The following is a 12,321-nucleotide window of genomic DNA, read 5'->3' as shown; positions in this document are numbered from 1 at the left end:
CGCCCCTTTCGGTGCTCTCAGGCTCTAGAGTCAGAGGTCAGCGGCCTGCGTCACAAGTCGCACCGCTTTCGCAACGTGTTGGGGTGCCATGACCGACGCACTCAGCCCGGGCGCCGCGGCCCGGCTCCTCGGGGTCGCGCCGACCACCCTGCGCAGCTGGGACCGGCGCTACGGCATCGGTCCGCGTGAGCGAAGCCCGGGCGGGCACCGACGGTACTCACCCGCCGACATCGCCCGGCTGCGCGAACTGTGCCGCCTGGTCGGCGAGGGCGTCCCCTCCGCCGAGGCCGCGCGCCGGATCGACTCCGCGACCCGCACCGCGACCGTCCCGGAGCCGCGTGCCGCCTCCCCGGGCGGCCCCGTTTCCCTGTCTACGGTGGCCGTACCCGCGCGCGAGCAAGAGCACACCCCGACACTCCAGGGCGTGGCCCGCGCCGCCATGCGCATGGACTCCGACCTGGTCGAACACCTGCTCCAGGCCGCCGTGGAACGCAACGGGACCGTCGCCACCTGGGAGGACCTGGCGATGCCCCTGCTGTACGGCATGGGCCGGCGGTGGGAGGACACCCAGCGCTACGTGGAGGTGGAGCACCTGCTCTCGTGGAGCGTGTCCTCGGTGCTGCGCCGGGTGCCCGCGCCACCCTCGGCCCCCGGCCCGCACGTGCGCCCCGTCGTCCTGGCCTGCGTCCCCCACGAGATGCACAGCCTCCCGGTGGAGGCGCTGGCCGCGTCCCTGCGCGAGGCGGGGCTGGCCCACCGTGTCCTGGGACCCTGTACCCCGACCGACGCCACCGTCCGCACGGTCGCGCGGATCGGTCCGCGCGCGGTGGTCCTGTGGTGCCACACGAGCGGCGAACACGACGCGGAGACACTGATGGCCACGGCGCGCGCGACGGTCCGCGCCCCCGAACGCACCGCCCTCTACACGGCCGGTCCCGGATGGCGCGACGCCGGGGACGCCCTGCGCTTCGCGGACGGGCACCTGGGTTCCCTGGCGGAGGGCGTGCGGATGCTCAGCGGCTGACCCCCCGGGCCCGCCGGGCCGGATTCCCCCACCGGACCGGGTTCCATCGCGACGGGTCGGGGACCACCGAGCGCAGCGTGTGCCAGAGGTGGTCGGCGGTGCTCAGGGACATCGCCCCGACCGGGGTGGTCAGCCCCATCGCGAACTCGCGCGCCGGAAGTGAGTCCCCGTCCAGGAAGGCGAGCACGTCGCCGAGCCGGTTGGCGGCGAAGAGCCGGATGAAGAAGTCCGCTCCGGACACCCGGCCGCTGTCCAGGGCCCTCAGCATGACCGCGTCCATGGCCAAATGCCTGGGGTGGTGCGGGACCGGGGGCACCGGGACGCGGCGCAGTTCCAGGGCACGCGCGATCGCGGCGGTCTGGCGGGCCGTGCCGCTGAAGGTGTAGCCGGTCGAGGGACGCGTGGCGCCCCCGGCCGCACCGACACGGAACAGCCGCCGACCGACCCTGGTGGGCAGTCGCGCGTCGGTCATGGGGATGGCGCCCTGCTCGGACGCGGTGACCTCGAACCCGTGGAGCCCACTCATCTCGCAGTAGTCCGTGAGGGCCCGCTCGTACTCGGCGGTGGTGAGCGCGGCGCGGCCGAACTCGGTGTACTCGACCAGCGCCTCCCTGCTCGAGAGCGGAAGCACGTAGCCGAAGGCCACGCCGTGCCGTGGCTGGGGCGGGCGCAGATCCATGAGCACGGCGGCGGAGGGGTCCAGGGCGTCCTCCGGCAGGCGGACGAACCATCCGCGGAAGTGCTGGAGGAGGCGGGTGCGCCCTCCCCTGGGCGGGCCGGGCGGGCGTGAGTCGAAGACCCAGCGGGCGGTGAGGTCGACCGGTTCCCCTCCGGGGGCGAGCGCCCGGACGGTGGCGTGCTCGGGACCGTCCTCCGTGTCGTTCACGCGCAGCGGCCGGAACTCGACCCCGTCGCCCGCCGACGCGCGCACGTGCGCGTCCAGGTCGGTGGAGCGCAGCATCTTGTAGACGTAGGGCCCCGCCGGGGAGCGGTGTTCCCCCCCGTCCGGGCCGATGACCGACAGGTCCGCCCACGAGGCGGCGAGCAGGTGGTCCCATCGACCCGGCCCCGACTCCCAGTAGCACCAGGTCCGAGGGGGCGGGGTGTGCGGGCCGGAGGGCGGCTCCAGGACCGCCGTCCTCAGTGGCGGGTCGCGCCGATCGTTGATTTGCCCGATCCGATGAGCCAGGGTGAGCCCTGCGGCCCCCGCTCCGATGATCACCACGTCGTAGTCGGCCATCCCCCCAGCATGGCCCTTGCGGCGGTCGAAGTCCCTCGACCACCCCGACCAGTCCGGAGGACCGATGACCACCTCGACCGAGGGAATGAAGACCGCCGCCGTGACCGAGGAGTTCGACCACGCCGCGCCCGCCTACGACCGGCTGGTCGCCTCCAGCCCCGGATACCACCACGACCTGCGCTCGTCGGCGCGGCGGCTGTTCCTCCCGGGCCTGGGCGCGGACCGGGTGCTGGTGGACCTCGGCTGCGGCACGGGTGCCTCCACCGCCGCTCTGGCCCGCGAGTACCCAAGGGCCAGGATCGTCGGTGTGGACTCGTCCGAGGGCATGCTGCGCGAGGCCGCGGCCAAGAACTGGCCGAGCGGCGTCAGCTTCCATCTGGCGCGCGCCCAGGACCTCACCCCGGAGTGGGCCGAGGAGGTGCTCGGCGGACCGGCCGACGCGGTGTTCGCCGCCTACCTGGTGCGCAACGTGCCCGACCCGGACGCCTTCCTGGCGCGTGTGCGCGAGCTGCTGCGCCCGGGCGGACGGGTGGCACTGCACGAGTACTCCGTGGCGGACTCCGTCGCCGCCCGCGCGGTGTGGAACGCGGTGTGCTGGGGCGTGGTGATCCCGACGGGCCGGGCCCTGGCCGGTCGGGACGACCTGTTCCGGTACCTGTGGCGCAGCGTCCTGGACTTCGACGGTCGCGCCACCCTGCTGGACCGCATGCGGGCGGCGGGACTGGGGTCGGTGGCCAGCGCGCCCATGCCGGGCTGGCGGTACGGGATCACGCACACCTTCGTGGGGGCAAGGCCGTGAACCCCGACGTCAACGACCCCCGGGCCGAGCGGATCCGCGCGCCAGAGCCGCGTGGGCCGCGCCCGCGGAGCGCTCCCCGTGTCGCGGTGGTGGGCGGGGGCATCGCCGGGCTGGCCGCCGCGTGCGGGCTGGCCGAGCGCGGAGTGGGGGCGGTGGTGTTCGAGCGCGAGGACGGGCTCGGCGGACGCCTTCGCGGGTGGGACACCACCCTCGCCGACGGCAGCACGGCCACCATGAGCCGGGGGTTCCACGCCTTCTTCCGCCAGTACTACAACCTGCGCGGGCTGCTCCGGCGCGCGGACCCCGGCCTGGACTCCCTCGTGCCGGTGTCCGACTACCCGCTGGTGCACCGCTCCGGGTCCCGTGACCGCTTCTCGAACCTTCCCACCACCCCGCCGTGGAACGCGTTCGCGCTCGCCGCGACGAGTCGGAGCTTCCCCGTCTCGGAACTGGCTGGCGTGAACGTCCCGGCGGTACTCCAGCTCCTGGACGCGGACGTCCCCGGGGTGCACGAACGCCTGGGACACCGCAGCGCACGGGAGCTGCTGGAGGTGACCCGCTTCCCGCGATCCGCCCGCCACCTGGCCTTCGAGGTCTTCAGCCGGAGCTTCTTCGCCGAGCCCGAGCGGCTCTCCGCCGCCGAGATGGCGGTCATGTTCCACGTCTACTTCCTCGGGTCCTCCGAGGGCCTGGTGTTCGACGTGCCGCGCTCGCCCTTCCCCCAGGCCCTGTGGAACCCCCTGGAGGGCCACCTGCGCCGGGTCGGGGTGCGGTTCCGGACGGGGGTCGAGGTGGAGCGGATCGCTCCCGGGGAGCACCTGCCCCACGCGGTCACCTGGCGCGAGGACGGGGAGGGCGACCGGGAGGAGTTCGACGCGGTGGTCCTGGCCGCCGATCCACGCGGGCTGCGCGCCCTCGTGGCCGCGTCCCCCGGGCTCGGGACGGCCGCCTGGCGCGAACGGGTCGCGGGGATCGGGTCCGCGCCACCGTTCCTGGTCTCCCGCTACTGGCTGGACCGCCCGGTCCGGCCGCACCGCCAGGCCTTCCTGGGCACCGCCGGGTATCCGACGCTGGACAACGTGAGTGTCCTGGACCGCTACGAGGACCAGGCACGGGAGTGGGCCGCGCGCACCGGGGGCTCCGTGGTGGAGCTCCACGCCTACGCGCTGTCCGAGGACCACGATCCCGCCGCGGAGCGGAAGTCGCTGTGGGAGCAGGCGACGGCGGTCTACCCGGAGCTTGCGGCGGCGCGCGAGGTGGACTCGCGACACGAACTGCGCGCGGACTGCGCGCTCTTCCCGCCCGGGGGGTACCGGGACCGATGCGCGGTGACCACCCCCGACCCCACCCTGGTGGTGGCGGGTGACCACGTCCGCGTCGACCTGCCGGTCGCGCTCATGGAGGGAGCCGCCACCACCGGGCTGAGCGCCGCCAACGCGTTGCTGTCGCGCTGGGGACTGCCGGGGCACACGCTGTGGACCGTGCCCCGGCGGGGGCGCGACGCGGTCCTGCGCGGCCTGGCCCGGGCCGCCCGTCAGCCCGGCCAGCGACCGGAGGTCCGCAGCAGGTAACGGCGCTCGGCGTAGGCGAGGTCGTCCTTCCACAGACGGCGCGCCACCAGCCGCATCGCGGGCCGCACCGCGCCCGCCACGCGCCGGGCCAGGGCGAAGCCGGTGCGCCCGGAGGCCGCCACCGTCGCCTCGATCACGGCGGTGCGCGGCACCCCGTCGCGGTCGGTGCCGAGCGGGGTGGCGTGGGTCTCCACCACGCTGCCCGTCCCCTCCCCCTCGATGATGCGCATGACGACGGTGCGTGGTTCCGGGCAGGTGAACTCGGCTCGGACCGGCACGCCCCACCTGCCCGCCACCCGGAACCCGACGTCCGCGACCAGCCGGTCCGGGTCGGGGTCCGGCCCCTGCGGGACCTCGCTCACCCTCAGTCCGACGAACGAGTAGGGGTGGAACCACGAACCGTGCCAGGGGTCGAGCCGGTTGGCCACCACGTCCTCGGGCTCGCAACGTCCCGCCAGGCTCGCCACCGCCACGATGCTCGCGTCCGCCCTCGGGCGCTCCGGGACCACGGGGGCCTCCGTCGGCTCCTCTCCTCCGCACTCGTCCAGGCGGACCCACACGAGCACGCCGTCGTCGTGCACCGGGTACGGGCTCCACCCGGGCATCCCCCCGGACTCCAGCGAGAGCCCGTGCCAGCGGCACACCAGGCGCCCCTGCGCCACCGCCCCCCGACACAGCGGCGCCCCCAGATGGGGACAGGCGCCCGGGCCCGCGTGCGCGGTCCCGTCCGGGGTGCGCCAGGCGACGAGTTCGGTTCCGGACACCACCCGTCCGAACGGCCGGTCCGTCCGTACCTCCGAGCTGGCGGCCAGCACGAACCAGTTCCCGGAGGGACGGGCGAGGGCCCGCTTGAGGGCGGCACCGATGACGGAGGGCGAGGCCTCGCGCCAGGTCGGTTCCTGTCGCGCCCAGGTGCTCCTGGGCATGCGCCGCAGCGGCAGACGGCGCGGCTCGGGGTCGGGCAGTGTCATGGGGGCCTCCTCAGCGACCTCTGTCGGACCCCTCCCGGCCGGGAGGGTCAGGTGCCGACCCTGGGGCGGGGCACGGTCCGCGCCCAGAGCGCCCGGACCAGGGCGGGCGCGGCCACCGCCAGCTTGCGGGTGTCGGAGACGCGGTGGCGCACGCTCCACACATCGAAGTCGGCGGTGGTGATCTCGTCCAGGATGGCGCGGTAGAGCCTGAAGGCGGTGGTGACACACGGTCGGGCGACCGGCGAGAGCATCGCGATGCCCGGCTCCGCCTCCCGGTAGAACCCCTGGTTGGCCTCCACGAGCGCGGCGAGGGCGTCCCGCACCCGTGGGTCGGGCCGACGGGTGACCGCGCAGTGTTCCAGGAGCTGCCGGTCCACGCCGTGCGCGTCCAGGACGTCGGCGGGCAGGTAGACACGGCCCCTGCGCAGGTCCTCCGACACGTCACGGAGGAAGTTCGTGAGTTGGAAGGCCTCGCCCAGCGCGGCGGCGTGCGGCGCCGCCTCCTCCCTGGGCGCGCTCGTCCCCAGGACCGGCAGGACCTGGAGTCCGATCACCGCCGCCGACCCGTACATGTACTCGCGCAGGTGGGGCAGGTCCCGGTAGGCCGTTGTGTCGAGGTCCATCCGCATCGAGGCCATGAACGCGGTGAAGTAGTCGCTCGGGAGGCCGTACCCCTCCACCGTGTGCGCGAGGGCCCGCAGCACCGGCTCACGCGGTTCCCCTCCCGAGAACGCGGTCTCCATGTCGGCCCCGATCTCGTCCAGCCGGGCTCGCTGTTCGTCCGGGGTGGTGTCCTCGCCCGGCTCGTCGACGATGTCGTCCACCCAGCGAGCGAACCCGTAGAGGGCGTGGATGCCGGGGCGGCGCTCGGGCGGGAGCACCCGGGTGGCCGCGAAGTAGGTGCGGCCGTGGCGGGCGTGCAGCTCTCGGCACAGGAGGTAGTCGGCGCGCAGCCTCCCCGCCTCGATCCCCGCGGCGTCCAGTTCCCCGGTGGCTGAGGTCATCATCGTGCGCGCCGCTCCGTTCCGGCCACGACGCGCGCGGCCGCCAGTTTCCCTGAGATGAGGACCGTCGGCAGGCCCACCCCGGGGGTGGTCCCGCACCCGGCCAGGACCGCGTTGGCGGTTCCGGGGACGGTGTTGCGCGGCCGGAAGGGCCCGGTCTGCGCGAAGGTGTGGGCGAGGGAGAAGGGGGTGCCCCTGGCCAGGCCCTGTCGTGCCCAGTCGGCTGGCGTGACCATGTGTTCGGCGCGTACCGAGGCGTCCAGGCCGGTCATACCCCTGGCTTCGAGGACGGCCACGATCCGGTCCCTGTAGCGGGGGCCCTCGGTGTCCCAGTCGATGTCGGCGGCGGCCAGGTTGGGCGCGGGCGCCAGCACGTAGAGGAGGTGGTGGCCCTCGGGTGCCAGGCTCGGGTCGGTGACGGTGGGCTGGGTGACCAGGAGCGAGGGGTCGCTCATGGTCCGCCCCTCGTCGATGATCTCGGTGAAGGTGCGCTCCCACTGCGTGCCGAAGGAGATCGTGTGGTGGGCCAGCTGGTCCCAGGTGCGGTCGGTGCCCAGGTGGAGCACCAAGGCGGACGGGGAGTAGCGGTGCGGTACGGGACGCCGGGAGCGGTGGTCGAGCAGCCGGTGCGCCGCGGCGAGGTCGGTGGTGAGCACCACGTGGTCGCAGGCCAGGCGCTCGCCTTTCCCGGTGATGACCGCCGTGATCCGGTTCCCCCGGCGCTCCAGGCGGTGCGCCGACTCCCCGTAGCGCAGGTCCGCCCCGGCCTTGGCCGCGGCACCCGCCAGCGCCTCGCCCATGGCGCGCATCCCGCCCTTGGGGAAGTGGACGCCCGCCACGGTGTCCATGTACGCGATGACGGCGTAGGCGGCCAGGGCCCGGTCCGGGGCGACCCCGGCGTAGAGCGACTGGAAGGAGAAGATCCGGCGCAGGCGCTCGTCCTTCACGTGGCGCCCGACCGCCCTGGACAACCGACCGAACCCGCCCATCGCCGCGAGCCGGACGAGGTCGGGGCCGAGCAGGTCGAGGGGTGAGTCGAAGCGAGCGTCGATGAACGAGCGCATCTCCACCTCGTACAGGCGGGTGAGCCAGTCCCGCAGCCGCAGGTAGCCCACCGCCTCCCGGAGGCCCGCGACCCTGGCCACCTCGGCGGCCATCCGTTCGCGGTCGGTGTGGACGTCCACCGTGGAGCCGTCGGTGAAGGCCGCCCGGTAGGCGGGTGCCAACGGCAGGAGTTCGAGTCGGTCGCTGACCGACTCCCCGACCGCCGCGAACGCCTCCTCGAGGAGTTCGGGCATGGTGAGCACGGTCGGCCCGGTGTCGACGCGGAAACCGTCCATGTCGAGGCGCCCGGCGCGCCCGCCGGGATGGTCCTCGCGTTCGACCACCACCACCTCCCGCCCGGCTCCCAGCAGGTGGAGCGCGCAGGAGAGCCCGGACAGTCCGGCCCCCACCACGACCACGGGGTCCCTACCGTTCCTCTGCGCCACGTCGACGGGTCCTCTCGGTGCGGGGTTCACGTACGGGCCGCCGTCTCGGCGAAGCGGCGCAGGCCTTCGGAGACGGCGGGGTGGAGATCGAGTCCGCGGATCCGCCCCAGTCCGCGTTCGGCCAGGAGCCGGCACCGGCTGCGAACCTCCTCGCGGGCGCCGACCCGCTCCAGCACGCGGGCCGCCTCCTCGGCGTCCACCCGTTCGGAGGGGTGGCCGACCCGGGCGAGCACCCGCTGGGCCGCGACGTCCCCCGTCTCGGCCGCCCTCCGGACCCCGCAGGCCAGGAGCAGCGTGTTCTTGCCCTCCCGCAGGTCCTCGCCGGTCCGCTTCCCGGTGTGGTCCGGGGCGCCGTAGGCGTCCATCAGGTCGTTCCTCAGCTGGAAGGCCACGCCCACGTCGGTTCCGTAGGACCGCAGGGCGGTCACCGTGCCCTCGTCGGTCCCGGCCATGACGGCGCCCATGTGCAGGGGGCGTTCGACCGTGTAGGTCGCGGTCTTGAGCTGGTCGATGCGGACCGCCCCCTCCTCGGAGCGGTCACCGTGGGCCTGTGCGCTGAGGTCGAGGTACTGTCCGGCGATGACCTCGGTCCGCATGTCCCGCCACACCGCGTGCGCGGCGGTCCCGGTGGGCAGTTCGGCCAGGGACTCGTGGAGGAGGTCGTCGGCCCAGACCATGGCGAGGTCGCCGACCAGGATCGCGAGGGACTCGCCGTATCGGCGCGCGTCCCCGCGCAGGCCCCTCTCCCGGTGTTGTGTCGTGTACACGGCGTGGAAGGAGGGGGCTCCGCGCCGGAGCGGGGCGGCGTCCATCACGTCGTCGTGCGCGAGGGCGAAGGACTGGAGCACCTCGACCGCCGAGCACGCGCGCAGGGCCGACCTGGAGGCGGGGCCGGTGTCCGCGCCTCCACCGGCGAGCCAGCCCCACCAGGCCAGGACGGAGCGCAGTCCCTTGCCACCGTGCAGTGTGAAGGCGGACATCCTCGCGCAGAGTTCGGCCGCGAAGTCGCGATCGGTTCCGCACGCCTCCGTGACCCTGTCTCCGAGATATTCGGCCAGGAGCCCGTTCACCGCGTCCCGAACACCGTCGAGGTCGGTGGGAAGCGGTTCCTCCAGTGTGTCCGCAGGCGAGACGGTGATGGCTACCCCCGGTGAGTGTCCGATTTTTCGGGAAATACCTTGGAAACCGAGCATCTTACTCTGGAGATCATTTCACGCGGCCCTCTCCGTGGCCAAGCGACACTTGGGGGGCGGCCTAGACTCGACGACAAGTGACCGGAGGGACCGTTCACGGAGCGGTAGGGAGATCCATGGACACCGTGCCCAGCACCGAGCCTCCCGGGAAGGCACTCGGAGACGGCCACGGTCACAGGACACGTGGGGAGCTGTACGAGGCGCTCCAGAACGACGGGCAGCAGCTCGCGGTGCGCCTGGTCCGGCTCCTGCACCGCATGGCCGACCACACGGGGATGAACCCGACCGACTTCCAGTGCTACACACTGCTCCGCGTGAGCGGCACCATGACGCCCGGCGAGATCGCCGACAGCCTCTGTCTGTCCACCGGTTCCGTGACCGGCGTCGTGGACCGGCTGGAGGCACACGGGCTGGCCGAGCGGGCGCCGCACCCGCTGGACCGGCGCAAGATCGCCGTGCGGCTGCTGGAGGGCGCCGAGAGCGCACTCGGACCCCCCGCGCCGGGCATGCGCCAGGCCATGACCGACCTGCACTCCGGCTACACCGAGGCGGAACTCGCGGTGATCGCGGACTGGCTGGGTCGCGTGGGCCTCACCCTTGAGGAACTGATCACCTCGGGACCGCCCGAACCCTGATCCTCCGAGTGTCCTCCGGGTCCCGCGAACACCGCGTCACACGGGACTCAAGTCCGGCATGCCGATTTTGTCGGAACACTCCAAATCGTGGCATTACTTTGCTGCAAGGGACCAACGGCCCTAACATCCCTCGGGACCCATCCGTGGCCGGCAGCGGGACCGGCAGACTCTCCCAAACACCGCTGGTCCCCCGGCGGTGTCGGGAAGGAGACACCATCTCATCCCTGCGCACATACATAAAAGAAAAGACGAACCCCACGGTCTTCGGCGTTTCGGGCCTCGTGATCATCGCCTTCATCATCATGGGCGTCGCGTTCACGGGACCCATGCTGGAGGCCACCGAGGGCGCCCGCACGTGGCTCGGCGAACAGGTCGGCTGGATCTACGTCCTGGCGACGGTGTTCTTCGTGGGCACCGCGGTCTTCCTCATGCTGAGCAGGTACGGGAGCATCCGGCTCGGACCGGACGACTCACGGCCCGAGTTCAGCACACTCGCCTGGTTCGCGATGCTCTTCACCACGGGTATGGGCATCGGACTGGTCTTCTGGGGCGTGGCCGAGCCCATCGAGCACCTGCACTGGCCGCGTGACGCCTCACTCATGCCCGGTCCGGACGGCGCTCCGCTCCCCGAGGCGGCGTCGGAGTCGCTGGCACTCACGTTCTTCCACTGGGGCTTCCACCCCTGGGCCGTCTACATCGCCCTCGGGCTCTCCCTGGGCTACTTCGCCTACCGCAAGGGCCTGCCCCTGCGCCCGGCCTCCGCGCTCTACCCGCTGCTCGGCGACCGCGCCTTCGGCTGGCCCGGCAACGTCGTCGACATCCTCGCCGTGTTCGGCACGATCTTCGGTCTGGCCACGTCCCTTGGCCTTGGCACCCTCCAGATCAACGGCGGACTCAGCGACGTGTTCGGGGTTCCGAACAACGCGTTCGTCCAGACCGTGATCATCGCGGTCATCACCGCGGTGGCACTGTTCAGTGTTCTGTCGGGCATCGACAAGGGGCTGCGCCGGCTTTCGGTGATCAACCTGTGGCTGGCCTTCATCCTGTTGGCGTTCGTCTTCGCGGTCGGACCCAAGCTGTGGATCATCGCGAGCACCACCACCGCGACCGGCGAGTACCTGAGCAACCTCGTCTCGTGGAGCCTGTCGTTCCCCAGTTCCCGGGTCGACGCGCAGGCCGCCGAATGGGTCCAGGCCTGGACCATCTTCTACTGGGGATGGTGGATCTCCTGGGCGCCCTTCGTCGGCATCTTCCTGGCCCGCATCTCCTACGGCCGCACCATCCGCGAGTTCGTGATCGGCGCCCTGTTCGCCCCCACCGCCGTCTGCGTCCTGTGGTTCGGTGTGTTCGGCGGCTCGGGGCTCTTCTACGACCTCGCGGGCAGGGCCAACTTCATCGACGGAGACGAGGCGCAGGCGGCGTTCACCCTGTTGGAAGCACTTCCGATCACCGGTGTGGTCGCCGTGATCGCCGCAGTGTGGCTGCTGGCGGTCGTGGCCATCTTCTTCATCACCTCGGCGGACTCCGGTTCGCTGGTCGTGGACATGCTGACCAACGGCGGCACCAAGAAGCCGAACCGCATCCAGCGCGGCTTCTGGGCCGTCTGCCTGGGCGGTGTCACCTGGATCCTCCTGGTGGCCGGCGGCGACGACGCGCTGTCGGCGCTACAGGCGGCGTCGGTGATCACCGGTCTGCCCTTCGCCGTGATCCTGTTGTTCATGGTGGCGGGTCTGTTCAAGGGCCTGGGGACCGAACGCGCCCCGGGCGAACCCAAGAAGGTGCGGGGCGAGGACCGGTCCCGCTCCGGGACCGGGCACAGTAGGGACCAGTAGTTCCTGAAGGTGGACGGAGCGCCACCGACGGCGCATTGAGGAGGTAACGGTGGCACCCAAGAGGTTCAGCAACCCCTTCCACGGGGTGGTGGACATGATCACCGAGATGAACAGGATGTCGGACACGATCTCCACGATCGAGACCACCCAGGTGGGTGAGCGCGAGAGGACGTTCGCCGACGCCTGGAGCCCGTCCACGGACATCCTGGCCAAGGGCCGCGACCTCGTCATCCGAGCGGAGCTGCCCGGGGTCAAGGAGACCGAGGTCTCCGTCAGCCTGGCGCACGGCGTGCTCGTCATCAGCGGCGAGCGGCACCGCGAGGAGGAGGACAGCACGATCTACTACACCTCCGAGCGCTTCATGGGCTCGTTCCGGCGTGAGATCAGCCTTCCCGAGGACATCGACGACGAGGACGTGGAGGCGGCCTTCGGCGACGGCCTGCTGGAGGTCGTCGTCCACGGGGGCGCCCACACCGGCGGACCCCGGCAGATCGCGATCAAGAAGCGCGGTCGGCCGCGGGGACGCCCGTTGTAGACCGAACGACTCGGGCAACGCGAGAGG

The 12,321-nt window shown here is 72.4% G+C and carries 11 protein-coding genes; 6 read left to right on the top strand and 5 right to left on the bottom strand.

Features of this window, described 5'->3' with window-relative positions:
- The first annotated feature begins 88 nt into the window (after window positions 1-88).
- Complete coding sequence (locus tag KBX21_RS21680; protein ID WP_210843332.1) at window positions 89-1,024, top strand: MerR family transcriptional regulator; 936 nt, start codon at window positions 89-91, stop codon at window positions 1,022-1,024.
- Here KBX21_RS21680 and KBX21_RS21675 read toward each other — a convergent pair.
- Window positions 1,014-2,264 (bottom strand): lycopene cyclase family protein, encoded by a 1,251-nt coding sequence (locus KBX21_RS21675; RefSeq protein ID WP_210843330.1) that lies wholly within the window; start codon window positions 2,262-2,264, stop codon window positions 1,014-1,016. The two genes, KBX21_RS21680 and KBX21_RS21675, sit on opposite strands and share 11 nt — an antisense overlap.
- A 64-nt stretch (window positions 2,265-2,328) precedes the next feature.
- Here KBX21_RS21675 and KBX21_RS21670 point away from each other — a divergent pair, with 64 nt between their 5' ends.
- Window positions 2,329-3,063 carry a class I SAM-dependent methyltransferase gene (locus KBX21_RS21670; protein WP_210843328.1) on the top strand — a complete coding sequence of 245 codons (735 nt, stop codon included), beginning with the start codon at window positions 2,329-2,331 and terminating at the stop codon, window positions 3,061-3,063.
- Window positions 3,060-4,634: an FAD-dependent oxidoreductase gene (locus KBX21_RS21665; RefSeq protein ID WP_210843326.1), complete on the top strand. Its 1,575-nt coding sequence runs from the start codon at window positions 3,060-3,062 to the stop codon at window positions 4,632-4,634. The genes KBX21_RS21670 and KBX21_RS21665 overlap by 4 nt, the downstream gene beginning before the upstream one ends.
- On the opposite strand, the gene KBX21_RS21660 is transcribed toward KBX21_RS21665, so the two are convergent.
- From KBX21_RS21660 to KBX21_RS21645, 4 genes are read right to left on the bottom strand one after another with little or no spacing between them, the layout of a single operon-like run.
- Window positions 4,598-5,605: a DUF5914 domain-containing protein gene (locus KBX21_RS21660; protein ID WP_210843324.1), complete on the bottom strand. Its 1,008-nt coding sequence runs from the start codon at window positions 5,603-5,605 to the stop codon at window positions 4,598-4,600. The two genes, KBX21_RS21665 and KBX21_RS21660, sit on opposite strands and share 37 nt — an antisense overlap.
- A gap of 47 nt (window positions 5,606-5,652) precedes the next feature.
- A complete protein-coding gene (locus KBX21_RS21655) occupies window positions 5,653-6,609 on the bottom strand; it encodes a phytoene/squalene synthase family protein (RefSeq protein WP_049573506.1) in 957 nt (318 codons plus the stop codon).
- Window positions 6,609-8,072 carry a phytoene desaturase family protein gene (crtI, locus tag KBX21_RS21650; protein ID WP_210843364.1) on the bottom strand — a complete coding sequence of 488 codons (1,464 nt, stop codon included), beginning with the start codon at window positions 8,070-8,072 and terminating at the stop codon, window positions 6,609-6,611. The genes KBX21_RS21655 and crtI overlap by 1 nt, the downstream gene beginning before the upstream one ends.
- 53 nt (window positions 8,073-8,125) lie before the next feature.
- Entirely contained in the window at window positions 8,126-9,169 is a 1,044-nt protein-coding gene (locus KBX21_RS21645) for a polyprenyl synthetase family protein (RefSeq protein ID WP_082206498.1), read from the bottom strand.
- 239 nt (window positions 9,170-9,408) lie between these two features.
- Here KBX21_RS21645 and KBX21_RS21640 point away from each other — a divergent pair, with 239 nt between their 5' ends.
- The 3 genes from KBX21_RS21640 (at window position 9,409) to KBX21_RS21630 (ending at window position 12,294) form a co-directional block, all read left to right on the top strand.
- A complete protein-coding gene (locus tag KBX21_RS21640) occupies window positions 9,409-9,927 on the top strand; it encodes a MarR family winged helix-turn-helix transcriptional regulator (protein WP_049573511.1) in 519 nt (172 codons plus the stop codon).
- Between the two features lie 236 nt (window positions 9,928-10,163).
- On the top strand, window positions 10,164-11,759 hold the full coding sequence (locus KBX21_RS21635) for a BCCT family transporter (protein ID WP_255352573.1): 1,596 nt from the start codon (window positions 10,164-10,166) through the stop codon (window positions 11,757-11,759).
- Between the two features lie 49 nt (window positions 11,760-11,808).
- A complete protein-coding gene (locus KBX21_RS21630) occupies window positions 11,809-12,294 on the top strand; it encodes an Hsp20/alpha crystallin family protein (protein WP_049573516.1) in 486 nt (161 codons plus the stop codon).
- Window positions 12,295-12,321 lie beyond the last annotated feature (27 nt).

Origin of the sequence: Nocardiopsis sp. B62, assembly GCF_018070675.1 — a bacterium.
Lineage (GTDB): Bacteria > Actinomycetota > Actinomycetes > Streptosporangiales > Streptosporangiaceae > Nocardiopsis > Nocardiopsis prasina.
This window is presented reverse-complemented; position numbering and strand designations above follow the sequence as displayed.

Coding starts and splice junctions, on each gene's coding strand:
- KBX21_RS21675 (WP_210843330.1), bottom strand. CDS start 2,264: ATGGCCGACTACGACGTGGTGATCATCGGAGCGGGGGCCGCAGGGCTC.
- KBX21_RS21655 (WP_049573506.1), bottom strand. CDS start 6,609: ATGACCTCAGCCACCGGGGAACTGGACGCCGCGGGGATCGAGGCGGGG.
- KBX21_RS21640 (WP_049573511.1), top strand. CDS start 9,409: ATGGACACCGTGCCCAGCACCGAGCCTCCCGGGAAGGCACTCGGAGAC.
- KBX21_RS21660 (WP_210843324.1), bottom strand. CDS start 5,605: ATGACACTGCCCGACCCCGAGCCGCGCCGTCTGCCGCTGCGGCGCATG.
- KBX21_RS21680 (WP_210843332.1), top strand. CDS start 89: ATGACCGACGCACTCAGCCCGGGCGCCGCGGCCCGGCTCCTCGGGGTC.
- KBX21_RS21670 (WP_210843328.1), top strand. CDS start 2,329: ATGACCACCTCGACCGAGGGAATGAAGACCGCCGCCGTGACCGAGGAG.